Origin of the sequence: Pseudomonas sp. Leaf58 (assembly GCF_003627215.1) — a bacterium.
Classification (GTDB): Bacteria; Pseudomonadota; Gammaproteobacteria; order Pseudomonadales; family Pseudomonadaceae; genus Aquipseudomonas.
This window is the reverse complement of record NZ_CP032677.1, coordinates 548,983-574,733: the sequence shown is the minus strand read 5'-3', so window position 1 is coordinate 574,733 and position 25,751 is coordinate 548,983. Positions and strand designations below refer to the sequence as shown.

The 25,751-nt window shown below is 62.7% G+C and carries 19 protein-coding genes and 1 tRNA gene; 4 read left to right on the top strand and 16 right to left on the bottom strand.

Annotated features, from left to right (window positions below):
- Positions 1-67: 67 nt before the first annotated feature.
- The 3 genes from DV532_RS02635 to DV532_RS02625 form a co-directional block, all read right to left on the bottom strand.
- Positions 68-1,000, bottom strand: a complete 933-nt coding sequence (locus tag DV532_RS02635) for an NAD-dependent epimerase/dehydratase family protein (protein WP_056806960.1) — start codon at positions 998-1,000, stop codon at positions 68-70.
- Positions 993-1,877: a sugar nucleotide-binding protein gene (locus DV532_RS02630; RefSeq protein ID WP_056806957.1), complete on the bottom strand. Its 885-nt coding sequence runs from the start codon at positions 1,875-1,877 to the stop codon at positions 993-995. Before DV532_RS02630 ends, DV532_RS02635 begins: the two co-directional genes overlap by 8 nt.
- A gap of 176 nt (positions 1,878-2,053) precedes the next feature.
- Positions 2,054-2,869, bottom strand: coding sequence for a helix-turn-helix transcriptional regulator (locus DV532_RS02625; RefSeq protein ID WP_056806952.1), 816 nt, complete (start codon positions 2,867-2,869; stop codon positions 2,054-2,056).
- A 178-nt stretch (positions 2,870-3,047) separates the two neighbouring features.
- Between DV532_RS02625 and DV532_RS02620 the strand changes: the two genes are divergently transcribed.
- Positions 3,048-4,490 (top strand): sodium:alanine symporter family protein, encoded by a 1,443-nt coding sequence (locus DV532_RS02620; RefSeq protein WP_056806948.1) that lies wholly within the window; start codon positions 3,048-3,050, stop codon positions 4,488-4,490.
- Positions 4,491-4,563: 73 nt separating this feature from the next.
- Entirely contained in the window at positions 4,564-5,553 is a 990-nt protein-coding gene (locus DV532_RS02615) for an asparaginase (RefSeq protein WP_056806944.1), read from the top strand.
- A 20-nt stretch (positions 5,554-5,573) separates the two neighbouring features.
- Here the strand turns inward: DV532_RS02615 and DV532_RS02610 are convergent.
- The 9 genes from DV532_RS02610 to DV532_RS02565 all read right to left on the bottom strand — a co-directional run bounded on the left by DV532_RS02610 (position 5,574) and on the right by DV532_RS02565 (position 16,489).
- A tRNA-Sec gene (locus DV532_RS02610) sits at positions 5,574-5,669 on the bottom strand.
- Positions 5,670-5,675: 6 nt separating this feature from the next.
- Positions 5,676-7,598, bottom strand: a complete 1,923-nt coding sequence (selB, locus tag DV532_RS02605) for a selenocysteine-specific translation elongation factor (protein WP_056807208.1) — start codon at positions 7,596-7,598, stop codon at positions 5,676-5,678.
- Positions 7,595-9,022 (bottom strand): L-seryl-tRNA(Sec) selenium transferase, encoded by a 1,428-nt coding sequence (selA, locus tag DV532_RS02600; RefSeq protein ID WP_056806939.1) that lies wholly within the window; start codon positions 9,020-9,022, stop codon positions 7,595-7,597. Before selA ends, selB begins: the two co-directional genes overlap by 4 nt.
- 145 nt (positions 9,023-9,167) lie before the next feature.
- Positions 9,168-10,088 (bottom strand): formate dehydrogenase accessory protein FdhE, encoded by a 921-nt coding sequence (gene fdhE / locus DV532_RS02595; protein ID WP_056806936.1) that lies wholly within the window; start codon positions 10,086-10,088, stop codon positions 9,168-9,170.
- 4 nt (positions 10,089-10,092) lie between these two features.
- The gene (locus tag DV532_RS02590) at positions 10,093-10,749 is read right to left on the bottom strand and encodes a formate dehydrogenase subunit gamma (protein WP_056806934.1); all 657 of its coding nucleotides are present in this window, start codon (positions 10,747-10,749) and stop codon (positions 10,093-10,095) included.
- On the bottom strand, positions 10,746-11,696 hold the full coding sequence (gene fdxH / locus DV532_RS02585) for a formate dehydrogenase subunit beta (RefSeq protein WP_056806932.1): 951 nt from the start codon (positions 11,694-11,696) through the stop codon (positions 10,746-10,748). Before fdxH ends, DV532_RS02590 begins: the two co-directional genes overlap by 4 nt.
- The gene (gene fdnG, locus DV532_RS02580) at positions 11,696-14,764 is read right to left on the bottom strand and encodes a formate dehydrogenase-N subunit alpha (protein WP_156676019.1); all 3,069 of its coding nucleotides are present in this window, start codon (positions 14,762-14,764) and stop codon (positions 11,696-11,698) included. Before fdnG ends, fdxH begins: the two co-directional genes overlap by 1 nt.
- A gap of 155 nt (positions 14,765-14,919) precedes the next feature.
- Entirely contained in the window at positions 14,920-15,681 is a 762-nt protein-coding gene (locus DV532_RS02570) for an SDR family NAD(P)-dependent oxidoreductase (RefSeq protein ID WP_056806926.1), read from the bottom strand.
- 22 nt (positions 15,682-15,703) lie between these two features.
- Positions 15,704-16,489, bottom strand: a complete 786-nt coding sequence (locus DV532_RS02565) for a TSUP family transporter (RefSeq protein WP_056806923.1) — start codon at positions 16,487-16,489, stop codon at positions 15,704-15,706.
- Between the two features lie 321 nt (positions 16,490-16,810).
- Here DV532_RS02565 and DV532_RS02560 point away from each other — a divergent pair, with 321 nt between their 5' ends.
- Positions 16,811-18,205, top strand: a complete 1,395-nt coding sequence (locus DV532_RS02560; RefSeq protein ID WP_056806921.1) for a PLP-dependent aminotransferase family protein — start codon at positions 16,811-16,813, stop codon at positions 18,203-18,205.
- A gap of 425 nt (positions 18,206-18,630) precedes the next feature.
- Here the strand turns inward: DV532_RS02560 and DV532_RS02555 are convergent, their stop codons facing one another.
- Positions 18,631-19,182 carry a single-stranded DNA-binding protein gene (locus tag DV532_RS02555; protein WP_016497749.1) on the bottom strand — a complete coding sequence of 184 codons (552 nt, stop codon included), beginning with the start codon at positions 19,180-19,182 and terminating at the stop codon, positions 18,631-18,633.
- A gap of 9 nt (positions 19,183-19,191) precedes the next feature.
- Positions 19,192-20,586 (bottom strand): MFS transporter, encoded by a 1,395-nt coding sequence (locus tag DV532_RS02550; protein WP_056806918.1) that lies wholly within the window; start codon positions 20,584-20,586, stop codon positions 19,192-19,194.
- Positions 20,587-20,715: 129 nt separating this feature from the next.
- Here DV532_RS02550 and uvrA point away from each other — a divergent pair, with 129 nt between their 5' ends.
- Positions 20,716-23,550 carry an excinuclease ABC subunit UvrA gene (uvrA, locus tag DV532_RS02545; protein ID WP_056806915.1) on the top strand — a complete coding sequence of 945 codons (2,835 nt, stop codon included), beginning with the start codon at positions 20,716-20,718 and terminating at the stop codon, positions 23,548-23,550.
- A gap of 34 nt (positions 23,551-23,584) precedes the next feature.
- Here the strand turns inward: uvrA and bfr are convergent, their stop codons facing one another.
- Together bfr and DV532_RS02535 are read right to left on the bottom strand one after the other, a co-directional pair.
- Positions 23,585-24,049 (bottom strand): bacterioferritin, encoded by a 465-nt coding sequence (gene bfr, locus DV532_RS02540; protein ID WP_056806909.1) that lies wholly within the window; start codon positions 24,047-24,049, stop codon positions 23,585-23,587.
- A gap of 163 nt (positions 24,050-24,212) precedes the next feature.
- Positions 24,213-25,652 (bottom strand): catalase, encoded by a 1,440-nt coding sequence (locus tag DV532_RS02535; RefSeq protein ID WP_056806906.1) that lies wholly within the window; start codon positions 25,650-25,652, stop codon positions 24,213-24,215.
- Positions 25,653-25,751 lie beyond the last annotated feature (99 nt).

Below are 25,751 nucleotides of genomic sequence, written 5' to 3'. Positions count from 1 at the left end.
CGCAGGGACCGCGTTGAAGTTGCCATAGCAGGTGCCGGCGATTGGGGCGCAGAGCGCCCCATGGGTATCAGCTTTTACCCAGAAGCCGCGCCAAACCCTCGACCATCGGCGTCGCCTGTGCAAACTCGAACCGCGCCAGCAGGCGCTGGTTATCCGCCCGCGAATGGCGAATGTCACCCGAACGCGCCGGCGCATAGCTGATCGCCGGCAAGCTACCCACCACCTTCTCCAGCGCCGCCAACAACTGGTTCAGCGACGTAGCCTGGTTGAGGCCGATGTTCACTGCGCCCTCCTCGACCTGCGGCTGCTCCAGTGCCTGCACCATCACCTGCACCAGGTCGCCGACATAGAGGAAGTCCCGGGTCTGCTCGCCATCCCCGAACACCGTGATCGGCAAGCCCTGCACCGCGCGCTCGCAGAAAATGCTGATCACCCCGGAGTAAGGCGAAGATGGGTCCTGACGCGGCCCGAAGATATTGAAGAAGCGGAACACCACCGGCTCCAGGCCATGCTGACGGCGGTAGAAGTCCAGGTATTGCTCACTGGCCAGCTTGTCCACCGCATAGGGGGTCAGCGGCGCCTTGGGCGTGTCTTCGACAATCGACTCGCCTTCGCCATTGTTGCCATATACCGCCGCACTGGAGGCGAACAACACTCGGCGCACACCCTGCACGCGCATGGCCTCGCACACGTTGAGGGTGCCGATGAAATTGCTCTGGTGGGTACGCACCGGGTCTTCGACTGAGGCCTGCACCGAGGCGACCGCCGCCAGGTGCACCACGGCACTGCAGCCGGCCGTAGCCTGCGTCACCAGCCCGGCATCGGCGACATCGCCTTCGATCAGTTCCAGCCGTGGGTGATCCACTTGCAGGTTGCCCCGCCGGCCAGTGGAAAAGTCGTCGAGAATGCGTACGGCGTAGCCTTTGTCCAACAACGCATCGCACAGGTGGGAGCCAATGAAGCCGGCACCGCCGGTGATCAGGATGGGGGCGTCAGCCATGGCGGTAGAACCGGTCCAGTAGAGGCGGCAAGCCAGCGCGCCAGGCACGCGGCTTGATGCCGAAGGTATGAAGGATTTTCTTGCAGGCCAGCACCGCGTGCTGCGGCTCTTCGCTGGCATCCGGGCGCGCGGCATGGGCCTGCGGTGTGGGTGCCTGCACGGCCAATTGGCGGTACTGGCCGGCCTCGGCAAGGATCGCCTGGCCCAACGCCAGCGGCGTGGTCGCCTCGTTGCCGGCGTAATGGTAGGTGCCCCACAGCGGCGCGCTGCAATCAAGTTGCTTGAGCACCGACAGGATCACCCGGGCGGCGTCGTCCACCGGTGTCGGGTTACCACGCCGGTCATCGGCCAGCAGCAGCTCCTGGGGTTGCTCGGCACGTGTCAGGAAGCGCCCCAGGGCCCCATCGATGCTTTCGTCGAGTAGCCAGCCAAAGCGCAGCAACACGTGCTGCGGGCAAGCCGCGCGCACACTCTGCTCAATGCGCCACAGTGCCTGGCCACGCAGGCCCAGCGGCACCGGTTCGTCCTTTTCGCTGTAGGCCGTGGCCCGCGAACCATCGAACACTCGGTAGCTAGAAGGCTGCACCAAAGTGATCTGGTGGTGCTGGCACAGTTCCGCCAGCCGCTCCACCGCCCGCTCCTGCTGGGCCAGGCGTTGCTCACTGACCGCCTCGGCCTGGAACCAATCAAAGTAGTAGGCCAGGTTGACCAGGGCGTCGGGGCGATGATCGTCGAGCAGCTGCGTGAGGCTGGCCGGGGCCCAGCCGTTCTCGGGCGGGCGCGGCGCCAGGAATGCGATGTCCTCCTCGGCCCCAAGACGAATCAGCGCTTGCCCGAGGGCATTGCCACCACCCAACAGCATTAGGCGCATACGCATAGAGTCAGCAGATCCGGAGAGGTTGATGAAGGAAAGGGGTCATTTTGCGGTTTCCGGGCGGGGAAGTCCAACCACAGGTCTATTGAGTTGCCTGTACTGTCCTCTTCGCGGGCAAGCCCGCTCCCACAGGGTTATCCACAGGCATTGGCCTGCCTCCGAAGAGGACGGTACAGGTGCTACATGTATTCAATCTCGAACAGACTGTTACGCAACGGCCCCACACTCAATCGCGCGCGCACATCGTCATCTATCCGTGGATCATCCGGCCGGTACAGTTTCACCTGCCGGTAGGCATTGATGCGATTGATCTCCTCACCCAGGTACTCCCACACCACGCGGGTGCAGGCCGGGTTGCGCCGGTCACCGCTGGATACGCCAGCCTTCAGGCCGTTCAGGCGGGTGATGCGGCTTTTGAAGCTGGGAATGAGGATGGTCTGGCTCATTTCGTTGAAAGTCAGCGATTCGTAGTCGACCAGGAACATCCGGTCCTGCAACTGGAACGCCGCGCCCAGGTAGCGGCAGCGCACCTCGGCATGCTGGTCGGTGGCGCTCGAGCGCTCCTGGCGTTCCTGACGCTCGAACAGGAAGCGACCCCGCTCTTCCCACAGGTGCACCAGCGACACCAGGATCGTGCCCGGCACCGACATGCAGTTGGAATACTCGAAGTAGTAGCCGCAATAGCGCGATAGGTTGCCGGCATGGTCGTGCAGCGGGCGGAACAGTTCGCTGATCGGGTCGCTGGGCTGCTCGGCCAGCGTCGACACGCGCGCGCCGATCAGGCGGGCGAACTGCTCGACCGGCAGATTCAGCTCGTAATCCTCGACGCCAAAGAAATCGCCAATGCGCTTGAGGTTGAACGCCGTCGGGCGGCTTTGCCCGCTGAGGTACTTGTTGAACTGTGCGCGGTTGATCGACAGCTGCCGGCAAACTTCGGAAATAGAGCGGTAGTGGCTGCAAGCCAGTTTGAGGTTGTTAGCGAAATGCTCGCTCATGTGCGGAATCCAGGTGACGCGAATGATGCCAGTGTAGCATCAAGTCGCATCAAGTGAGAGCAACCCGCGAAATTGTAACCACTCTTGTCATAGCCAACCATGCGCCCCAACGAATAGCGGTGCGCCTGCCGTCCGCTGGTCTTTCCACACGAAGAATAAGAATCGAGGTCATTTTCCAATGCTCGAAGTACTCAACGATTTCCTTTCGGGGAAACTCCTCATCGTGCTGATCGTGGGGCTGGGTAGCTACTTCACCATCCGCTCCCGGTTCGTCCAGTTCCGCCACTTCATCCACATGTTCACGGTGTTCAAGGAATCGCTGCGTGGCCAGGCAGGCCAGCTGAGCTCCTTCCAGGCCCTGATGCTGAGCCTGGCCGGCCGCGTCGGCGCTGGCAACATCGCCGGGGTTGGCATTGCCGTAACCCTGGGTGGCCCGGGTGCCGTGTTCTGGATGTGGGTCACTGCACTGGTCGGCATGTCCAGCAGCTTCTTTGAATGTACGCTGGCCCAGGTGTACAAGCGCGCCGACGGCGACGGCCTGTACCGTGGTGGCCCGGCCTACTACATCCAGCATGGCCTGAAGCTGAAAAGCATGGCCATCGTGTTCTCGGTCCTGCTGCTGGTTACCTACGGCTTCGCCTTCATCGGCCTGCAGTCGTACACCGTGACCCACTCGCTGCAAAACGCCTTTGCCTTCGACCCGCGCCACACCGGTATCGTCCTGGCCGTGCTGCTGGCCGTTACCTTCATCGGCGGCATCAAGCGTATCGCTGCGGTGTCTGACCTGCTGGTACCGATCAAGACCCTGGCGTACATCGGCGTGACCCTGTACGTGATCGGCACTCAGATCGAACACGTGCCAGCCATGCTCGAAACCATCTTCAAAAGCGCCTTCGGCCTTGACCCAGCGTTCGGCGGCCTGCTCGGCAGCGCCATCGTCATGGGCGTGAAGCGTGGCGTGTTCGCCAACGAGGCGGGCCTTGGCAGTGCGCCGAACGTCGCCGCCGTGGCCGCCGTGAAGCACCCAGGCGCCCAGGGCGTGGTGCAGGCCTTCAGCGTGTTCCTCGACACCTTCGTGATCTGCACCTGTACCGCACTGCTGATTCTGCTGTCCGGCTTCTACACCCCAGGCTTCGAAGGTGACGGCATTGTCCTGACCCAGAACTCGCTGGCCGCCGTGGTCGGTGACTGGGGCCGCGTGTTCGTCAGCGTGGCGCTGTCGCTGTTCGTGTTTACCTGCATCCTCTACAACTACTACCTGGGCGAGAACAGCCTGCAGTTCCTCAGCCGCAACCGCGCGGTGCTGATGCTGTTCCGTGGCCTGGTACTGGCATTGGTGGTGTGGGGTTCGATGCAGGACTTGTCGACCGTGTTCGCCTTTGCCGACATCACCATGACCTGCCTGGCCTTCGTCAACCTGGTGGCCTTGGCCCTGCTGTTCAAGGTAGGCCTGCGGGTGATGCGCGACTACGATGACCAGCGCAAGGCTGGTATCGACCAGCCAGTGTTCGATTCGAGCAAGTTCGCCGACCTGGACCTGGACCGCAATGCCTGGCCGGCCAATCCACAGGTGGAAACAGCCACTGACAAAGCAGTAGGCCAAGCTCAGCCGCAGCGCTGATATCCTCTCCTGCCCAAGCCGCCCCGTCCGCGGGCGGCTTTTCTTTCTCCGCTCACCGCTACGGATGCTTTCCATGCGTGCAGTAAAGAATCTTCTCGTGCTCTATACCGGTGGCACCATCGGCATGCTTGAAACCCCGGAAGGCCTGGCGCCAGCGGGTGGTTTTGAAGCGCGGATGCGTGAACACTTTGCGCAACTGGCCGATGCGCCCCAAGTGCAATGGACCTTGCAGGAGCTGAACCCGCTGCTCGACAGCGCCAACATGCAACAGCACAACTGGCTGGCGATGCGCGATGCCATCGTCGAAGCGGTAGAGGTGGCAGGCCATGATGGCGTGCTGGTGCTGCACGGCACCGACAGCATGGCCTACAGCGCTGCGGCATTGTCGTTCCTGCTGCTGGGCCTGCCGGTACCGGTGCTGCTGACCGGCTCGATGCTGCCGGCAGGCGCTGCAGACAGCGATGCCTGGGGCAACCTGTGCGGTGCGCTGCGCCAGTTCGAAAACGGCTTGGAAGATGGCGTGCAGTTGTACTTCCATGGCCGGTTGTTGCATGGCTGCCGTGCATCGAAGCTACGCAGCGAGGCGTTCGATGCCTTTGCCGCACTGCCGCGTCATCGTGACAGCGAGCACGCCGGGGCAATTCCCGCTGAGCTGGGCTACAAGCACCGGCGCCAGCCGGTCAACCTGGCAGTAGTACCGGTGTTCCCTGGCCTGCAGGCCAGCCATTTGCAGGCGCTGCTGGGCAGCGGCGTGCAAGGGCTGCTGCTGGAGTGCTACGGCAGCGGTACCGGGCCATCGGATGACCAGGCCTTGCTGGATGTGCTGAGCGCGGCGCGGCAACGCGGCGTGATGCTGGCGGCTATCAGCCAGTGCCCTGAAGGGTCGGTGGTGTTCGACACCTATGCGGCGGGTAACCGCTTGCGCGGGGCCGGGCTGGTCAGTGGTGGCGGTATGACCCGCGAGGCGGCGCTGGCCAAGATGGTTGCGCTGCTGGGGGCTGGGTTGGATGTCGACACAGCAGAGCGGTGGTTTGCGCTGGACCTGTGTGGGGAGCGGGCCTAGGCCCTGACAGGAAAAGAAAATGGCGGAAGGCAGCGGGAGTCGAACCTGCCCGGGAACGGCTGCCGTCCCCAACCGGGTTTGAAGCCCGGCCGCGCCACCGGGCGCGATTACCTTCCTTGAATTCAGTGCCTGGCTTGTTGCTGGGCCAGGGCGCTGTCGGCGCGAATGTGACGCTGATCGGCCACCCTGCGGGTCAGGCCGATGCGGTCGAAGTATTCCAGAACCTGCACCGTGCGCTTGCGGCCGATGCCCAACATATCGCGAAACGCGGCAACCTGCACTATCGGCGTTTCGCTGGCCTGCCCTAGCAGCAGCTCTGCCATGCGTTGTAGCGTCACCTCAGGGTAGAACAGGTCACGCACAACCTGGTGCACCAAGCCCAGCCGGGCCAGCTTGCGCAGCAACAGGCGCACATCGGCTTCGGCACAGTTTTCCTCATTCGCCAGCGTCCTGACCCAAGGCGGATCGTATTGCCCCGCCAGCAACTTTGGCTGCAGACGCGCCCATAGCGCACTGTCGGCTTCGCTCAACTGTACCTTGTGGTCAGGCAGGTGCAGCCACGGGCCGCTGCTGGCAATGGCGCCCTCATCGAGCAGCTCATCCAACAGGCTGACAAATGCTGGCCGCTCCAGCGGCAAGGCAGCAAAGCGGCGCAGGCGGTCACGATCCGGGCCAAGCTGGTCGGGCTCCTGTTCGTGGAACCGCGCCAACTGCTCCAGCATCTGGCGTTTGAGCGCCTGCCACTGGGCATTGGCAAACAGCAACTGGCCCTGACGGGTGGCCACTACCTGCACATCTTCCGGCAACTGCCAGGTTTCCCGCAGGCGGTTGAACTGGCGCTCGAGGCGCTGTGGGTCGACACCACCCGGGGCGCTGGCGAGCAGTGCCGGCAGGGCCTGCTCCAGGTCTTCGGCATCCCGCAGCACCTGCAACTGACGTAGGCGCCCGTCGCTGCGACGCTGACGGCTTGGCGCAAACGGATCGAGTACCTTGCCACCGCCCAAGGTGCGCTGGGCACGCTGGTCGCGCAGCACCAGGCGGTCGCCATGCACAGCTTGCAGCGGTGCATTGAGCAGCAACTGGGCGAACATGCGCTGGCCCGCCGTCAGGGTTTCACCTTCGAGCAAAGCTACCCTGGCCGTTACATCCTGGGTGCCGAGGTGCACATGCACGGCGCTGAAATGCTCGAACGTGCGGGTTTCGCCCGGCAACAGGTTCAGCTCGATATCCACCCGCACGCTGGGCGCATGCAACCACTCGGGCACCAGCCAGTCACCGCGGTGCACCTGCTCCAGCGCCAAGCGCTCGGCAGCGATGTTCAGCGCCACCCGCTGGCCCGCCTCGGCCACCAGCGCGGCCTGGTTCTGCGCATGCATGCCACGCACCCGCACCGGTTTGCCCGCCTTGCCCAGCAACAAGGTATCGCCGGCACTGACCCGCCCGGCCAGCGCCGTGCCCGTGACCACCAAACCCGCACCGGTAACGGCAAAAGCACGGTCGACGGCCAGGCGGAAACCACCACGCACACTGCGCTGGCGCACGCGCTGCTGCGCCGCCAGCAAGGCCTGGCGCAGGGCATCGACACCCTCGCCAGTCACACTCGACAACGGAAACTGCCGCGCACCGGCATACGGGCCTGGCGCCAGCAATTCGCTGAGCTGCGCCTGCACTTCGGCCAAGCGAGCGGGCGCTACCCGGTCGCATTTGCTGATTGCAACAAAGGCTTGGGGAATACCCAGCAGTTCGATGATCGCCAGGTGTTCGCGGGTTTGTGGCATCACCCCGTCGTCGGCGGCCACCACCAGCAGCACCAAGTCGATGCCGTGAGCACCGGCCAGCATGTTGTGAATAAAACGCTCATGGCCGGGCACATCGATGAAGCCGGTCAGTGGCGCGCCTTCGGCCAGCGCTGCATAGCGGTAGCCTAGGTCGATGGTCATGCCACGGGCACGTTCCTCCTGGCGCTGATCACCGGCCTGGCCAGTCAGTGCCTGGAGCAGTGCGGTCTTGCCGTGGTCGATGTGGCCGGCGGTACCAACGATCACTGCACCGGCCCCAGTTGCAGGCCAGGCAACTGCGCCAGCCACTGGGTTTCGTCATCCAGTTGGCGCAAGTCCAGCCACAGCGCGTCGTCGTCGATACGGCCCAGCACCGGTACCGGCAGGCCACGCAAGGCCCGCTCCAGCACATGCAGGCTACGCCCGCGCAACTTCTTCGACACCTGCGGGCGCAGGCACAACGCCGCGCTCGGCAGGCGCGCCACCGGCTGGCTGCCACTGCCAATCATGCCCAGTGCCGATTCCACGCTGACCGCCCATTGCTCGCCGAGCCGGGCCGCGAGCTGCGGGGCCAGGCGCTCGGCCTGGGCCTGGATCTCGGCCTGGCTGCGGGTTAACAGGCGCAGGCTGGGCAGGCGCTCGGCCAAGCGGTCGGGGTTGCGGTACAGCGCCAGCACCGCTTCGAGTGCAGCGAGGGTGATTTTGTCGACGCGCAGCGCACGCTTGAGTGGGTTCTTCTTGATCTTGGCGATCAGCGCTTTACGACCGACGATGATCCCGGCTTGTGGCCCACCCAACAGTTTGTCGCCGCTGAAGGTGACGATATCGGCGCCGTCAGCCAGAGCCTGGCGCACGGTCGGTTCAGCGGGCAGGCCCCAGCGGGTGAGGTCGAGCAGGCTGCCACTGCCAAGGTCTTCGAGCAGCGGCAATTCATTTTGGTGGGCGATGCGCGCCAGCTCGGCGGTGGGCACCTGGGTGGTGAAACCCTGGATGCTGTAGTTGCTGCAATGCACGCGCATCAGCAGGCCGGTGCGTGGGCCAATAGCAGCCTGGTAGTCGCGGGCGTGAGTGCGGTTGGTGGTGCCAACTTCGTGCAGCTTGACGCCGGCGCGGGCCATGATGTCGGGGATACGGAAGGCGCCGCCGATCTCGATCAGCTCGCCACGGGAGATGATGCCCTCCTTGCGCGCCCCCAGGCTGTTGAGCGCGAGCAGCACGGCCGCGGCGTTGTTGTTGACCACGGTCACGGCTTCGGCGCCGGTCAGCTCGCGGATCAAGCCTTCGATCAGGTCGTCGCGGTCGCCGCGTTTGCCGGTGGCCAGGTCGAATTCCAGGTTGAGCGGGTAGCGGGCGGCGGTCTGCATGGCCTCGATGGCTTCTTCGGGTAACAGGGCGCGGCCGAGGTTGGTGTGCAGTACGGTGCCGGTGAGGTTGAACACGCGCCGAACCTGGCTGCGTTGCTGGACGGCCAGGCGTTCGCCGCTGCGACCCAGCAGGATTTCGGCGGCCAGTTCGGCGGCGCTGAGCTGGCCGTTGCGGGCGGGGTCGCGCAGGTCGTCGAGCAGTTGCCGCAGGGTGGCGAGGACCGCATCGCGGCCGTGGCGGTCGATCAGCGGGAGGCAGGCCGGGTGGCGCAGGAGGGTGTCGATGGAGGGCAGGCGTGGGGTGTCGCTGGCTAGGCTGGAGGACATGCGGTACTACCTTGGACTGATCCGTTGTCTGTACTGGCCCTTTCGCGGGTAAACCCGCTCCCACACGAAGCCTGTGAAGGACCTTGTGGGAGCGGGTTTACCCGCGAAGAAGGCGACTCGGTATTACAGTGTAGACACTCCCCCACTATCCAGGTGCAAGCATCAGGTTGGGTGCCAGGCGATGGAAGCCCTCCTCGTCCAGGCGGATATCCAGCGCCAGGCTGGCCAGGTCGTCGGCCAGCGGCTCGGCCGCCGCATCGTTTTCCAGGTAGTTCTGCTTCAGGTAGCTCTCGCAGCCCGGGCAACACTCGGCGCGCAGTGGCGCCTTGCCCGGCGCATGGCGATCGTCATCGAGGCTGGTGTAGCGCAGGTCTTTGCTCGACTCGCAGTACACACACTTGACCCGCACCACATGCCACTCACAAGCACACAGCGAACACGCCAGGTAGCGCAGGCCATTGTGCTTGCCACGGTTGCGTACCACCCCAGCCATCGCCGGTGAGCCACAGGCCGGGCACTGGGCCAAGCTGCCGGCTGGCCTGAGTTCGGGCGCGGGCAGCGCCAGCAACCAGCTGGACCACGCCGCCTGCAACGCAGCCCCCAGGAACGGCACCAGCGCCGCGGGTACGGCGTTGTACTGGCCTGCGAGCAAGGCAATGCCCCAGCCCTTGCGCTGGTTGTCGTCACTAACACGCAGGGTTTGCAGCGCCTCAGCCAACGGGCCGCTGGTTTCAGCGTCGAAAAGTTCGAGCAAGGCCTGCAGCCAGACCAGCCACGGCCCTTCACGCACCAGGCTGTCAGCAGCCAGCGGCGGTAACCCATGACTTATGCACAGGCGCTGGCGCTCCTCGGCCACCGGCATGCCGCCGGGAGGGTTATCCACAAGCTGCTGCTGGATCCGGCACAACCGCGCCACCAGCTTCAGGTAATCGCCAAGGGCATTGCCCTCAGCCAACTGCTCCAGGCGCGCGGCGCGCAGTTCAAACAAGTTGGCGGGGGGCAGGTGCAGAAACGGCGGCGTCACCGCCGACGCTTCGATCTGCCCGGGTTCGAGTATCGTGCTCAAGCGCTCATCCTTCTTTTCGGCCGGGATCGCCCGGCGTCTTGTCGCCGGTCACTTCGCGGTACCACAACGCATGGTGCTTGCGTGCCCAAGCGCGGCTGACCCAGCCATGCAGCATGGCGCCAATCGAGCCCTTGATCCAGATGCCGGCGTAGATGTGCACGATGATGCTGAGGATCAGCACGAACGCCGCCAGCGCATGCAGCAGCGCCGACAGGCGAATAGCCTCGATGCCGAACCAATGGCTGAAGTACGCGCGCCAGATCACCACGCCACTGACCAGCAGCACCAGCATGCACACCAGCAGGGTCCAGAACAGTAACTTCTGCCCAGCGTTGTACTTGCCGATCGGTGGCACACCCTCTTCCTTGTTGAGCATCACCCGATCGATACGGCGTAACCATAGGCGGTCGTTAGCCGTGATGAAGTTGGCGCGCCAGAAGCGCAGGACCAAGCCGAGGAAGAACACGAACATCGCCACCCCGATGAACGGGTGCAAGATGCGTGTCCACGGCCCACCGCCGAATAAGTGAGTCAACCAGAACAGCGCCGGATGGAACAACGCCAGCCCCGACAGCCCGGCAAGGACGAACAGGATCGCAACGAGCCAGTGGTTGCTGCGCTCGTTGGCGTTGTAGCGCAGGATGGGTTTGTTGTCGTTCATGGTCGCTGCTCCCCTTGCCCACCGGGCTTGGTCGGGTCATAGACATGCACCGACGGGTCCACCTGATGCACGCTTTCGTCCACCGGTGTCGGGTGTTCGTCCTCCTCCACCCGCTGTGGCCCGACCCGCACATAGTGGAAGAACCCGGCCAGCACCGCCGCGCCCATGGCCAGCAGCGCCAGCGGCTTGGTCAAGCCCTTCCACAGCCCTACCAGTGGGCTGATTACCGGCTGGTCCGGCAGGCCGGCATACAGCTTCGGCGTGTCGGCATGGTGCAGCACGTACATCACGTGAGTGCCACCGACACCGTCCGGGTCGTACAACCCGGCCTGGTCGTAGCCCCGCGACTTCAAGTCGACGATGCGCTCGGCAGCATGCACCTTCATCTCGTCCTTGCTGCCGAACACAATCGCCCCGGTGGGGCAGGTTTTCACGCAGGCCGGCTCCAGGCCCACGCTGACCCGGTCGGAACACAGCGTGCACTTGTACGCTTTGTGGTCCTTTTGCGAGATGCGCGGGATGTTGAACGGGCAGCCGGTGATGCAGTAACCGCAGCCAATGCAGTGGTCCTGGTTGAAGTCGACGATGCCGTTGGCGTGCTTGATGATTGCCCCAGGGCTTGGGCAGGCCTTCAAGCAACCCGGGTCGGCGCAGTGCATGCAGCCGTCCTTGCGGATCAGCCACTCCAGGTTGCCGTCGTCGCGCTCATGCTCGGTGAAACGCATCAAGGTCCAGGTCTCGGCGGTGAGGTCCTGGGGGTTGTCGTAGGTGCCGTGGTTGTGGCCAACCTCGTCACGCAGTTCGTTCCACTCCGAACATGCCACCTGGCAGGCCTTGCAGCCGATGCACTTGGTGGTGTCGATCAGCTTGGCGACTTCCTGCTGTTGGCGCACCGAGGGCGGAACGGTCGTGGTGGCCGAGCGGGCGATGATATCTTGGCTGGCCATCAGAGTTTCTCCACTTTGACGAGGAACGACTTGGACTCTGGCGTCTGGGTGTTGCCGTCACCGAGGAATGGCACCAGGGTGTTGGTTAGGTAGCCATGCCGCGTCGCCCCGGTGAAGCCCCAGTGCAGCGGGATGCCGATCTGGTGGACGGTTTGGTTGTTGACCTGCAGCGGGCGAATCCGCTTGGTCACTACCGCCACCGCTTCGATATGCCCGCGCTTGCTCGACACCCGCACCCGGTCGCCGGCCTTGATGCCCTTCTCGTTGGCCAGCACCTCACCGATTTCGACGAACTGCTCGGGCTGGGCAATGGCGTTGAGCCGGCAATGCTTGCTCCAGAAGTGGAAGTGCTCGGTCAGCCGGTAGGTGGTCGCCGCATACGGGAACTCGTCGTGCGTGCCGAGGGTGTCCCACACCGAATCGAAGATCCGACCAGCTGGGTTGCTGGTGGCCTTCTTGTTCTGCGGGTGCAGCGGGTTGATGCCAATCGGCGTCTCGAACGGCTCGTAGTGCTCGGGGAACGGCCCTTCGGCCATCTTGTCGATGGCGAAGAACCGCGCCACGCCTTCGGGGTTCATGATGAACGGGTTCATCCCCGCTTCCGGCGGCGAGTCGACCTTGAAGTCGGGCACATCGGTGCCGGTCCAGGCTTTGCCATTCCACCACACCAGGCGCTTCTTCTCTGGGTCCCACGGCTTGCCTTGCGGGTCGCTGGAGGCACGGTTGTAGAGGATGCGGCGGTTGGCCGGCCAGGCCCAGGCCCAGTTTTGCACCTGGTGCATGCCGTACGGGTCACTGTTGTCGCGACGGGCCATCTGGTTGCCTTGTTCGGTCCAGCTGCCAGCGAAGATCCAGCAGCCGGACGCGGTGCTGCCGTCATCCTTGAGCTGGCCAAAGCCTGCCAGTTGCTGACCGGCCTTGATCACAGCGCCAGTCGGGTCGGTGACGTCAGCCACCGCCCAGCCATTCATTTCCTTGGCCAGTTCCTCCGGCGATGGTTCTTCAGGGACCTTGTAGGGCCAACTGATGTTCATCATCGCGTCAGGGTAGGCGCCGCCCTCGGCCTGGTAGCGTTGGCGCAGGCGCAGGAACAACTCGCTCATGATGTGTACATCGGTGCGGGTTTCGCCCGGACCGTCGGCGCCTTTCCAGTGCCATTGCAACCAGCGGCTGCTGTTGACCAGCGAGCCGTCTTCCTCGGCGAAGCAGGTGGTGGGCAGGCGGATCACTTCAGTCTGGATACTGCCCGTGTCGACGTCGTTGAACGGCCCGGCGTTGCGCCAGAACTCCGAGGTTTCGGTGGCCAGCGGGTCCATGATCACCAGCCACTTGAGCTTGCCCAGGGCTGCGGTGACGCGGTTCTTGTCCGGCAGCGCGGCGATCGGGTTGAAGCCTTGGCACATGTAGCCATTGACCTTGCCCTGGCCCATCATCTCGAACATGCGCAGCACATCGTAGGCCGGTACGTCGAGCTTGGGCAGCCAGTTGTAGCCCCAGTTGTTTTCTGCCGTGGCGTTGGCGCCATACCAGGCCTTCATCAGGCTGACGTGGAACTTGCCGTAATTCTGCCAGTACGACAGTTGCCCCGGGCGCAGCGGCTTGGAGGCGCGCTTGTCGATGTAGGCGGCGTAGTCCTGCTCGGCGTCGCCGGCCAGGGTCAGGTAACCCGGCAAAGAGTTCGACAGCAGGCCAAGGTCGGTCAGGCCCTGGATGTTGGAATGCCCGCGCAGGGCATTGACCCCGCCACCTGGCATGCCGACGTTACCCAGCAGCAGCTGGACCATGGCCGCACTGCGGATGATCTGCGCGCCAATCGAGTGCTGCGTCCAACCCAGCGCGTAAAGGATCGTCATGGTCTTGCCCGGTGCCGAGCAGGTGGCGATCTCTTCCCAGATCTTCAGCATGGCGTCCTGCGGCATGCCACAGGTCATGCTCGCCAGTTCCGGGGTATAGCGGCTGTAGTGCTGCTTCATCAGCTGGAACACGCAGCGCGGGTGTTGCAGGGTCGGGTCGACCTTGGCAAAGCCGTCCTCACCCAGCTCGTAACCCCAGCCGGACTTGTCGGCATACACGCGCTTGGCCTCGTCGTAGCCGCTGAACAGGCCGTCCTCGAAGCCATAGGTTTCTTTGACGATGAACGACACGTCGGTGTAGTTGCGCACGTATTCGTGCTGGATCTTGTCGGTGCTCAACAAGTAATTGATCAGCCCGCCCATAAAGGCGATGTCGGTACCGGTACGGATCGGTGCGTAGTAGTCCGCCACCGAAGCGGTACGGGTAAACCGCGGGTCGACCACGATCAGCCGCGCCTTGTTGTGCGCCTTGGCCTCGGTCACCCACTTGAAGCCGCACGGGTGCGCTTCTGCTGCGTTGCCACCCATCACCAGGACCAGATTCGCGTTGGCGATATCGGACCAATGGTTGGTCATGGCGCCACGGCCGTACGTCGGGGCAAGACTTGCCACCGTCGGGCCATGTCAGACACGCGCTTGGTTATCGAACCCCAGCATGCCTGTTGCGCGGACGACCTTGTGGGTCAGGTAGCCAGCCTCGCTGGAGGCGGCGGATGCAGCGAGAAAACCGGTAGTGAGCCAACGGTTGACCGTTTGCCCTTGGGCGTTCTTTTCGATGAAATTGGCGTCGCGGTCTTGCTTCATCAGGTCGGCGACGCGGTCGAGCGCCTCGTCCCAACTGACCCGCACCCACTCTTTGCTGCCCGGCTTGCGTACCTCGGGGTACTGCAGGCGGCTCGGGCTGTGGATAAAGTCCAGCAGGCCGGCGCCTTTCGGGCAGAGGGTGCCGCGGTTGACCGGGTGGTCGGCGTCACCTTCGATATGGATGATGTTCTGTTTGACGTTTTTGCCCGCATCGCCCTGGCTATACAAGATCAAGCCGCAGCCGACCGAGCAGTAGGGGCAGGTGTTACGGGCTTCTTTGGTATGCGCCAACTTGAAGTGGCGCACCTGCTCGGCGAATGCCGGTGTCGGGGCCATGCCCAACGCCGCAAGGCTCGAGCCTCCAAGGCCGACGGCGGCGACCTTGAAGAACTGCCGACGGTTCAGGTCCATCGTGCACTCCTGATCAGGTGGTGGACGCACGGAACATGGCCGGCGCCTCTTGGTAGTCACGGTGGCGGCTTTTTGATGGCCGCCAATGGGTAAGACTAGTCAAGAATCGAGAAGGTGCGATGACATGGGTCAGCAGAAGGCTCTGGCGCATGCGATCAGCAGCGCGGCAGGTTGCGCACCACGTTCAGCGCCGCGCTGCTCTGGGCCACCGGCATGATCTCGATGGTATTGATGTTCACATGCGCTGGTTGCTCGGCAATCCAGGCCACGGTGGCCGCAATGTCCTCGGGCAGTATGGCCTCGACATCCCGATACAACGCCTGCACGGCATCCAGGTCGCCGTTCAGGCGCACCACCGAGAAATCGGTCCCCGAACACAGCCCCGGCTCGATATTGCTCACCCGCACGCGGGTACCTGCCAGGTCGGCGCGCAGGTTCAGGCTGAACTGGCGGACGAAGGCCTTGCTGGCGCCATACACGTTACCGCCTGGATACGGGTAGGTGCCGGCGATGGAGCCGATGTTGATGATCATGCCACTGTCGGCCTCCACCATCTGCGGCAGGATCTTGTGGGTGACCATGGCCAACCCGGTGATGTTGGTGTCGATCATCCGCTGCCAGTTCTCGGCACTGCTGACCTGCGCACGGTCTACACCCAGTGCCAGCCCGGCGTTGTTGACCAGCAGATCGATCTGCAGCGAGGCGTCACGAATCTGCCCGACCGCCGCCTCGAGCGACTCCGGATCAGTCACATCCAGCGCCAGCGGAATGAAGTTCACACCCAGTTCGGCTGCCAGCGCTTGCAGCTTGTCCAAGCGCCGTGCGCCACCGATCACGCGGTAGCCCTTGCCGATCAGGGTACGGCAGATGGCGAGGCCAAAGCCCGAGGAGGCGCCGGTTACGAATGCGGTTTTCATCAGTTGTCTCCTATGGATGGGGTCAGACCAGGTACTTCACACCCAGGCTGGCAAACAGGCAGAGCATCGAGAACAGCAATGCCTTGCGTACCACCTCATTGCCCTTGCGCAGGGCCAGGGCGCTGCCAAGGTGGTTGCCGAGGATGTTGCATGCCACCAGCGGCAGCGCCAGCAGGTAGACGACCTTGCCAGCGATGACAAAGGCCACAAGGGCGCCGATGTTGGAGGCGAAGTTAAAGGTTTTGGAGTTGGCCGAGCTGGAGACCAGGTCCATGCGCAGCAGGTAATGAAAGGCGATGATGAACAGGCTGCCAGTACCGGGGCCGAAGAACCCGTCATAGAAGCCGATGGCCAGGCAGGTCAACGGGACCACGGTAAACAGCATGCGTGGTGGCAGTACGCGCTCCTCGACCGTGCGACCCTTGGGCGTGAGGAAGATGAGGATGCCAAAGGGGATCAGCACCAGAATGATCTTGCCCACGGTTTCCTGGGAAATCGACACGATCAGGTGCGCGCCCAGGTAGGCCCCAAGCAGCGAAAACGGCACACCGACCAGCGCCACCTGCCAGACCATCTTGCTGTTGGCCAGAAAGTTGCGGATCGCCGCCAGCGTGCCGAGGGTACTGACCAGTTTTTCCTGGCCCAGGGCCACTTGCGGGGGCATGCCCACCAGCAGGAAGCCCGGCACCAGGAACAACCCGCCGCCCCCGGCAATGCTGTCGACGAAGCCGGCAACGAAGGCTATCGCCCCGAGCATGAAAAGCGCCAGCAACCAGTGTTCCGCCCAGAAATTGCCTAAGAGCTCCATAGCGGCACATCCCTTACCCTGACCAATTAAATCGATTCAATGATTGTATTTATGGAAATAGAATCGATTCAATCAATTTCTTCACAGGTCAACAAAACGAGCACTGAAAAGCCGGTTAAGCTTTTGAATTTAATATATTTTATTAATTTTTCCTTCTGGCAACGGCTCGATGCTTAGCCCCGTACAGTTCGCCGGACAACGCACCTGCATGGCGAATGCGACCGATACAATCAAGGCAATTAGTGCGCAGCAATCACAATTACTCCCATCAGGCCTTTCGTGCTAGGCTTCCGCGTTCTCGCAAATACTGGTGCCATTTCCATGTGGGTTCCTCACTACAGCGACCTGGCGCAGCCGGTCTACCTGATGATCGCCGACGCCCTTGAGCAAGACGTTGCCAGTGGCCGGCTGGCGGCTGGCGAACGTTTGCCGACGCTCAAGGACCTGGCCGAGTCCCTGAACGTGACCCCTGGCACCATCGGGCGGGCCTATGACGAAGCCGCCAAGCGTGGTCTGGTGGTGGGCGAAGTGGGTCGCGGCACGTTCGTGCTGCCGCAACCGCACCTGCACAACCCTGCCCCAGCCGCCAAACCGCACCCCGTGGCCCCCGGACGTGAGAGCGCCCAGATCGACCTGTCGATCATCAAGCCCAACGATACCCACATGGCCGACTGGTTGCGCGGGGCGATCAACGAACTGGCTGCATCGCCCGACCTGGTGCAGGTGCTCGACTATGTGACCGAGGGCGGCCACGCGACCCACAAGCAGGCCGGTGCAGCTTGGATCCAGCGCTGGCTGCCCGAGGCGCGCTGGCAGCAGGTAGTACTGACTTCGGGGGCCCAGCACGGCCTGCTGGTGGCCATCAGCAGCCTGTCGAACAGCGACGATGTGGTGCTGTGCGAGTCGCTCTGCTACCCGGGTATCATCTCCCTGGCGCACAGCATGGGCCGCCGTCTGCGCGGCGTAGCCATGGATGAGCACGGTTTGATTCCCGAGGCATTGCGCGCGGCCTGCTTGGAGCACCGCCCTGCCCTGCTGGTGTGCGTCACTACCCACCAGAACCCGACCAATTCGGTCATGCCCCACGCGCGGCGCCAGGCCATCGCAGAGATTGCCCGCGAATTCGACCTGTTCATCGTCGATGACGATATCTACGGTTTTCTCGAGCCCGCACCGGATTACAAGCCACTGGCCGCCTATGCGCCTGAACGCTCGGTGTACCTCACCAGCCTGTCCAAGAGCGTGCTGCCGGCACTGCGCATCGGTTACCTGTACGCCCCACCGCAAACCCTCTCGCGGCTATCGTCCATGGTTCGCAGCAGCGTGTGGATGCCATCACCGTTGATGGCTCAATTAGCCAGTAACCTGATCAACAGCGGCATGGCCGACCAGCTGGTGCGTGCCCAGCAGCACGAGGCAGCCGCGCGCCAGCAAATGGCCCAGGAGATATTCGGCAAGTACAAGATCCGCAGCCAGCCCAACAGCTTCCATATCTGGTTGGAGTTACCGGAGCCCTGGACCAGCGACGAATTCGCCAATCTGGCACGCGACAATGGCGTCACGGTAGTCAGTGGCAGCCAGTTCCTGCCGGAACGCAGCCACGCCGCCTGCGGCGTGCGTATCGCCTTGATGGCCCCCAAGCGCGAGGAACTGGCCTTTGCCCTGACCAAGCTGGTCAGCCTGCTGGATTCGCCGGAGCCGCGGTTGTTCTATTGAGCAGGCCTGGTACTGGAGCTGCGGTGCCATTTTGGGGGGCACTTTGCGCCCCTTTCGCAACACAAGGCCGCTCCTACAAGTACCTGAACTGCGCTGCCGGTGAGATCACGCTGTAGCTGTAGGTGGGCTTGCCCGCGAATGCGTCGGTAAACCCACTGCAGCATTCGCGGGTGAACCCGCTCCTACAGGGCCCGCGCCATGGTTCAGATAGCCGCAGAACCTGAACGTCTTGGTATCACCCAAAGAGGTGCAGCAGAACGGCACCCGCCAACACCAGGCTCACGCCTACCACCTGAATATCGCAGTGAGGGAGCAGTCACAACACCAGCTATTTCAGAAACCTCCTACACAGGATGGCTGCCCATAAAAAAACCCAGGGCAGCTGCCCTGGGTTTTTGATCTTGCCAAACGACTGGCCGCTCTGATCAGAACGGAATATCGTCATCGAAGCTGTCGAAGTCAGCAGCCGGTTGCGGAGCAGGCTGCTGCGGCGCCGGGCGCTGAGGGGCCTGCTGTGGGCGCTGAGCCTGTTGGCGTGGCGGGGCTTGGTTGTACTGTTGCTGCTGGCCGCCACCTTGGTTGTAGTTGCCACCACCCTGGTTGTACGGATCACCGCCCTGCTGCTGGCCCTGTGGACGTCCGCCAAGCAGCTGCATGGTGCCGTTGATGTCGACGATGATCTCGGTGGTGTAGCGCTTGATACCGTCTTTTTCCCACTCGCGGGTCTGCAGCTTGCCTTCGATGTAGCACTGCGAACCCTTGCGCAGGTATTCGCCGGCAATTTCGGCAACCTTGCCGAACAGCGACACACGGTGCCACTCGGTACGCTCGACCTTCTGGCCCGACTGCTTGTCGGTCCACTGCTCGCTGGTAGCCAGGCTCAGGTTGGTCACGGCATTACCGTTGGGCAGGTAGCGGACTTCGGGATCCTGGCCACAGGTACCGACCAGAATGACTTTGTTAACCCCACGGGCCATAACGTTCTCCTAGGCTTCGCACGCCGAAGAGGCTGGGTTCACCAGGCGCTCGAGGGTCGTACGGTCCAAAATTTTCGTATCCAGTTTGATATAGATGGCGGCTTCTTCTGCCACCACGACGGCGTCGGTCACACCCGGCACGGCCATCAGGCGCTCGGTCAGGCCGGCTTCCCGAACTGCCTCTGGCGTCAGCGGCATGCGCAGGCTGGTCACATAGGGCGGCTCGTTCATGCGCAAGGCGACGACCAACCAGATGGCACACAGTACCGCACACCCGAGGAACACCATGTTCAGCCCGCCGTGTTGGAACAACCAGCCACCAAGGATGCCGCCCAGCGCGGCACCGAGGAACTGGCTGGTGGAATACACCCCCATCGCCGTCCCCTTGCCACCCGCAGGCGACACCTTGCTCACCAGCGAAGGCAGCGATGCCTCCAGCAAGTTGAATGCAGTAAAGAATACCACGGTGCCGACTACCAGTCCGCGCAAACCGTCAGCCCACTGCCAGAAGAACACCTCCACCAACAGCAACACACTGACCGCTCCAGCAAGCACGCGTTTCATCTTGCGCTTTTTTTCGCCATAGATGATGAACGGGACCATTGCAAAAAATGAGATGAACAACGCGGTCAGGTACACCCACCAATGCTGCTCCTTCGGCAGGCCGCCACGCTCGACGAAGGCCAGTGGCAGCGCGACGAAGCTGGCCATGAGGATGGCATGCAAAATGAAAATGCCCAGGTCCAGGCGCAGAAGGTCCGGATGGCGCAGGGTCGGGCCGATGGCCTGACGCGCCACACCCGACTCGCGGTGCTGCAGGATGCTGTGGGTGTTGGGCACGACAAAGGCGATCAGCAGGATGCCGATCAGGGCAAGTCCTGCCGTGGCCAGGAACAATCCTGACAAACCAAAGGCACTTGTCAGCAATGGCCCCACCACCATGGCGACAGCGAACGACAGGCCGATGCTCATGCCGATCATGGCCATGGCTTTGGTCCGGTGTTGCTCGCGGGTGAGGTCGGACAACAGCGCCATGACCGCGGCAGAAATCGCCCCGGCGCCCTGCAGGATGCGCCCGGCGATCACCCCCCAGATGGAGTCGGCCTGGGCCGCAAGCACACTGCCCAGGGCAAAGATCACCAGCCCCAGGTAAATCACCGGCCGGCGACCGATGCGGTCGGAAATCATCCCGAATGGGATCTGCAGTACCGCCTGGGTCAGGCCATAGGCACCGATGGCCAGGCCAATCAGCGCAGGCGTGGCACCAGCCAGGTCCATGCCGTAAGTGGCCAGCACCGGCAAGACCATGAACATGCCCAGCATACGAAAGGCAAAGACCAGGGCAAGGCCGCTAGCGGCGCGGGTTTCGCTGCCACTCATGCGCTCGTTGTGGGTGTCTTGCATGGATTAACCTCGTGTGAACCGGCGGCGATTCTACCAGTCCGACAGCTTGACGGCATCTACGCGACGCTTTGCCGCGTACTGGCAGCGCGCCGTATACTTCTTTGTTTATGCCCGCCGAGCGAGGCCGCAGTGGACAAGATCCTGATTCGTGGGGCACGTACCCACAACCTGAAGAACATCGACCTGACCCTGCCCCGGGACAAGCTGATCGTGATCACCGGCCTGTCCGGCTCCGGTAAGTCGTCCCTGGCGTTCGACACCCTATACGCCGAAGGCCAGCGCCGCTATGTGGAATCGCTGTCGGCCTATGCCCGGCAGTTCCTGTCGATGATGGAAAAGCCTGACGTCGACACCATCGAAGGCCTGTCGCCGGCCATTTCCATCGAGCAGAAGTCGACCTCGCACAACCCACGCTCCACGGTTGGCACCATTACCGAAATCTACGACTACCTGCGCCTGCTCTATGCGCGCGTTGGTACCCCGCGCTGCCCGGACCACGATATCCCGCTGGAAGCGCAAACGATCAGCCAGATGGTCGACTTGGTCCTAGAGCGCCCGGAAGGTAGCAAGCTGATGCTGCTGGCACCGGTAATACGCGAACGTAAGGGCGAGCACCTGGCGGTATTCGACGAGTTGCGCGCCCAAGGTTTTGTGCGGGCTCGGGTCAACGGCAAACTCTACGAACTCGACGAACTGCCCAAGCTGGACAAGCAGAAGAAGCACAGCATCGATGTGGTGGTGGACCGTTTCAAGGTCCGCGCCGACCTGCAGCAGCGCTTGGCCGAGTCATTCGAGACGGCGCTCAAGCTGGCCGACGGCATCGCTCTGGTGGCGCCGATGGACGACGAACCGGGCGAAGAAATGATCTTCTCCGCGCGCTTCGCCTGCCCGGTGTGCGGGCATGCCATCAGTGAGCTGGAGCCAAAGCTGTTCTCCTTCAACAACCCCGCTGGCGCGTGCCCAACCTGCGATGGCTTGGGGGTGAAGCAGTTCTTCGACACCAAGCGCCTGGTCAATGCCGAGCTCACCCTGGCCGAAGGCGCGATCCGCGGCTGGGACCGGCGCAACGTGTACTACTTCCAGATGCTCGGCTCGTTGGCCGCGCATTACGGCTTCAGCCTTGAGGAACCGTTCGGCGAGCTGTCGGCTGAGCACCAAAAGGTGATCCTGCAGGGCAGTGGCAAGCAGAGTGTCGACTTCAAGTACCTCAATGACCGTGGCGATATCGTCAAGCGCTCGCACCCGTTCGAAGGCATCGTGCCGAACCTGGAGCGCCGCTACCGCGAGACCGAATCGGCCACCGTGCGTGAAGAGCTGGCCAAGTTCCTCGGCACCCAGCCTTGCCCAGATTGCCGCGGCACCCGCCTGCGGCGCGAGGCGCGCCATGTGTGGGTCGGTGAGAAGACCTTACCGGCAGTGACCAACCTGCCGATCGGTGAAGCCAGCAATTACTTCGGCGAACTGACCCTGACCGGCCGCCGCGGTGAAATTGCGGCGAAGATCCTCAAGGAAATCTGCGAGCGCCTGCAATTCCTGATCAACGTCGGCCTCGACTACCTGACCCTGGACCGCAGCGCCGATACCCTTTCGGGTGGCGAAGCGCAGCGTATCCGCCTGGCCAGCCAGATCGGCGCCGGCCTGGTGGGGGTAATGTACATCCTCGATGAGCCGTCCATCGGCCTTCACCAGCGTGACAACGACCGCCTGCTGGCCACCCTCAATCACCTGCGCGATCTGGGCAATACGGTAATCGTGGTGGAACACGACGAGGACGCCATCCGCCTGGCCGACTACGTGGTGGATATCGGCCCGGGGGCCGGTGTACACGGCGGGCAGATCGTTGCCGAGGGCTCGCCTCAGGAAGTCATGGACCACCCTGACTCGCTGACCGGCATGTACCTGTCCGGGCGTAAGAAAATTGTCGTCCCGGCCAAGCGCACGCCACGCAACAAGAAGCTGCAGCTCAAGCTCAAGGGCGCGCGCGGCAACAACCTGCAGAACGTCGACCTTGAAGTCCCGATCGGCCTGCTGACCTGCGTGACCGGAGTGTCCGGCTCGGGCAAATCGACGCTGATCAACAATACCCTGTACCCGCTGGCCGCCACCGCGCTAAATGGCGCAAGCAGCCTGGAAGCGGCGCCGCATGCCAGCATGGATGGCCTGCAGCACCTGGACAAGGTGGTCGATATCGACCAGAGCCCAATCGGCCGCACTCCGCGCTCGAACCCGGCAACCTATACCGGCATCTTCACCCCGATCCGCGAACTGTTCTCCGGCGTGCCAGAGTCGCGTTCGCGCGGTTATGGCCCTGGGCGTTTCTCGTTCAACGTCAAGGGTGGCCGTTGCGAGGCCTGCCAGGGCGATGGTCTGATCAAGGTGGAAATGCACTTTTTGCCGGACATCTACGTACCGTGCGACGTGTGCAAGAGCAAGCGCTACAACCGTGAAACCCTTGAGATCAAGTACAAAGGCAAGAACATTCACGAGGTGCTGGAGATGACCATCGAGGATGCCCGCGAGTTCTTCGATGCAGTGCCGGCGTTGGCGCGCAAGCTGCAGACGTTGATGGACGTGGGGCTGTCGTACATCAAGCTGGGGCAATCGGCGACCACACTGTCCGGCGGTGAGGCGCAACGGGTGAAGCTGTCGCGCGAGCTGTCCAAACGCGATACTGGCAAAACCCTGTACATCCTCGACGAGCCAACCACCGGCCTGCACTTTGCCGATATCCAGCAACTGCTGGACGTGCTGCATCGCCTGCGCGACCACGGCAATACCGTGGTGGTGATCGAGCACAACCTGGATGTGATCAAGACCGCTGACTGGCTGGTGGACCTGGGGCCAGAGGGTGGCTCCAAGGGTGGGCAGATCATTGCCTGCGGTACACCAGAAGAGCTGAGCGAGATGAAGCAGTCATATACCGGGCATTACCTGAAACCGCTGCTAGAGCGAGATCGGGCTTGACGGCAATGGGGGCTGCTTTTGCAGCCCCCAGCATTTACATCTGCGATTGCAGGTAGTTTTGCAGGCCAATGGCCTTGATCAAGCCCTGCTGCTTCTCCAGCCAATAGGTGTGATCTTCTTCGGTATCGGCCAACTGCGCACGCAGGATGTCACGGCTGATGTAATCCTTGTGCAGCTCGCACAGCTCGATACCTTTGCACAGCGCACCACGCACCTTGTACTCAAGCTTGAGGTCAGCCGCGATCATCTCCGGCACGGTACTGCCCACTTCCAGATCATCCGCGCGCATGTCTGGGGTTCCTTCCAGCATGAGGATTCGGCGCATCAGCGCATCAGCGTGTTGCGTCTCCTCTTCCATCTCGTGGTTGATGCGCTCGTACAGCTTGGACAGCCCCCAGTCTTCGTACATGCGCGAATGAATGAAGTACTGGTCGCGTGCCGCCAGTTCGCCCTTCAGCAGCGTGACGAGGTAGTTGATTACGTCTGGGTGGCCTTGCATCGCCCTGATTCTCCATTTGAAAACGTCTATGCCAGATAGTGTGAACCAGCTTTTGCCTACGGTCACTGAAAAACGCGCAATTAGAGGCAAAAAATCGGTTAAACAGTAGTGATATTCATTGAAAAACCGCCCAAATGAGGGCGGTTCTTCTTATCACTTCGACTTAGGCGATGTTAATGCCCAGAGCCTGGGCAACCCCTTCGCCGTAGGCTGGGTCGGCCTTGAAGAAATACTGCAGCTGGCGCTGAATCACATCTTCGCTGACGCCTGCCATGGCTCCCGCAATGTTGTTGATCAACAGGGCTTGCTGCTCATCGTCCATCAGGCGGAACAGCGCGCCGGCGTGGCTGTAGTAATCGGTGTCCTCGCGGTGGTCGTAGCGATCGGCAACCCCCTTCAGGGCCAACGCTGGCTCGGCATGGCGTGGCGACTGTTTCGGTGCATCGGCGTAGCTGTTGGGCTCGTAGTTCGCCGCATTACCGTAACTGCCGGTGGCCATCGAGCCATCGCGCTGATAACTGTTGAGCGGGCAGCGCGGCGCATTCACCGGTAGCTGCTGGTGATTGGTGCCTACCCGGTAGCGATGCGCATCAGCGTAGGCGAATACCCGGCCTTGTAGCATGCGATCCGGCGACAGGCCGACACCTGGCACCATGTTGCTCGGGCCAAACGCCGCCTGCTCAACCTCGGCGAAGTAGTTGAGCGGGTTACGGTTCAGCTCCAGCACACCTACCTCAATCAGCGGGTAGTTCTTTTGCGACCAGGTCTTGGTCACGTCAAAGGGGTTTTCATCCCGGCTGGCAGCCTCGGCTTCGCTCATCACCTGAACACATACAGTCCAACGTGGGTAATCGCCACGCTCGATGGCCGCAAACAGGTCACGCTGGGCGTAGTCGGGGTCGGTACCTGCCAGGCGCGCGGCATCTGCCGGGGCGAGGTTTTTGATGCCTTGCTGGGTCTTGAAGTGCCATTTAACCCAGGTACGCTCACCCTCGGCATTGATCAGGCTGTAGGTGTGGCTGCCAAAGCCGTGCATGTGCCTGTAACCGTCCGGAATGCCGCGGTCGGAGAAGAGGATGGTGACCTGGTGCAAGGCCTCGGGCGAGTGCGACCAGAAGTCCCACATCATCTGCGCGTTCTTCAGGTTGGATTGTGGGTGGCGCTTCTGGGTGTGGATGAAGTCTGGGAACTTAAGTGGGTCGCGGATAAAGAACACCGGCGTATTGTTGCCGACGATGTCCCAGTTGCCTTCCTCGGTGTAGAACTTAACTGCGAAACCGCGCGGATCACGCTCAGTATCGGCGGAGCCGCGCTCACCACCAACGGTAGAGAAGCGCAGGAAGGTCTCGGTCTGCTTACCGATCTGTTCGAACAGCTTGGCGCTGGTGTAACCGGTGATATCGCGGGTGACCGTAAAAGTGCCGTAGGCGCCCGAACCCTTAGCGTGTACCCGGCGCTCAGGAATGTTCTCTCGGTTGAAATGGGCGAGCTTCTCGATCAGATGGAAGTCATCGAGCAGTAACGGGCCGCGCGGGCCGGCAGACCGGGAATTCTGGTTGTCAGCTACAGGTGCACCGCTAGCGGTAGTGAGAATCTTGCTCATGGGCTCTCCATATCAGTCTTCAAGCGCCGGCTAATCGGCTTGAGAAGGAGTATTGACGAGCGGTTACCACAGAACAAATTCATTACATGACTTGTATCA

Coding starts and splice junctions, on each gene's coding strand:
- DV532_RS02635 (WP_056806960.1), bottom strand. CDS start 1,000: ATGGCTGACGCCCCCATCCTGATCACCGGCGGTGCCGGCTTCATTGGC.
- DV532_RS02630 (WP_056806957.1), bottom strand. CDS start 1,877: ATGCGTATGCGCCTAATGCTGTTGGGTGGTGGCAATGCCCTCGGGCAA.
- DV532_RS02625 (WP_056806952.1), bottom strand. CDS start 2,869: ATGAGCGAGCATTTCGCTAACAACCTCAAACTGGCTTGCAGCCACTAC.
- DV532_RS02620 (WP_056806948.1), top strand. CDS start 3,048: ATGCTCGAAGTACTCAACGATTTCCTTTCGGGGAAACTCCTCATCGTG.
- DV532_RS02615 (WP_056806944.1), top strand. CDS start 4,564: ATGCGTGCAGTAAAGAATCTTCTCGTGCTCTATACCGGTGGCACCATC.
- selA (WP_056806939.1), bottom strand. CDS start 9,022: ATGTCCTCCAGCCTAGCCAGCGACACCCCACGCCTGCCCTCCATCGAC.
- DV532_RS02590 (WP_056806934.1), bottom strand. CDS start 10,749: ATGAACGACAACAAACCCATCCTGCGCTACAACGCCAACGAGCGCAGC.
- fdxH (WP_056806932.1), bottom strand. CDS start 11,696: ATGGCCAGCCAAGATATCATCGCCCGCTCGGCCACCACGACCGTTCCG.
- DV532_RS02570 (WP_056806926.1), bottom strand. CDS start 15,681: ATGAAAACCGCATTCGTAACCGGCGCCTCCTCGGGCTTTGGCCTCGCC.
- DV532_RS02565 (WP_056806923.1), bottom strand. CDS start 16,489: ATGGAGCTCTTAGGCAATTTCTGGGCGGAACACTGGTTGCTGGCGCTT.
- DV532_RS02560 (WP_056806921.1), top strand. CDS start 16,811: ATGTGGGTTCCTCACTACAGCGACCTGGCGCAGCCGGTCTACCTGATG.
- DV532_RS02555 (WP_016497749.1), bottom strand. CDS start 19,182: ATGGCCCGTGGGGTTAACAAAGTCATTCTGGTCGGTACCTGTGGCCAG.
- DV532_RS02550 (WP_056806918.1), bottom strand. CDS start 20,586: ATGCAAGACACCCACAACGAGCGCATGAGTGGCAGCGAAACCCGCGCC.
- bfr (WP_056806909.1), bottom strand. CDS start 24,049: ATGCAAGGCCACCCAGACGTAATCAACTACCTCGTCACGCTGCTGAAG.
- DV532_RS02535 (WP_056806906.1), bottom strand. CDS start 25,652: ATGAGCAAGATTCTCACTACCGCTAGCGGTGCACCTGTAGCTGACAAC.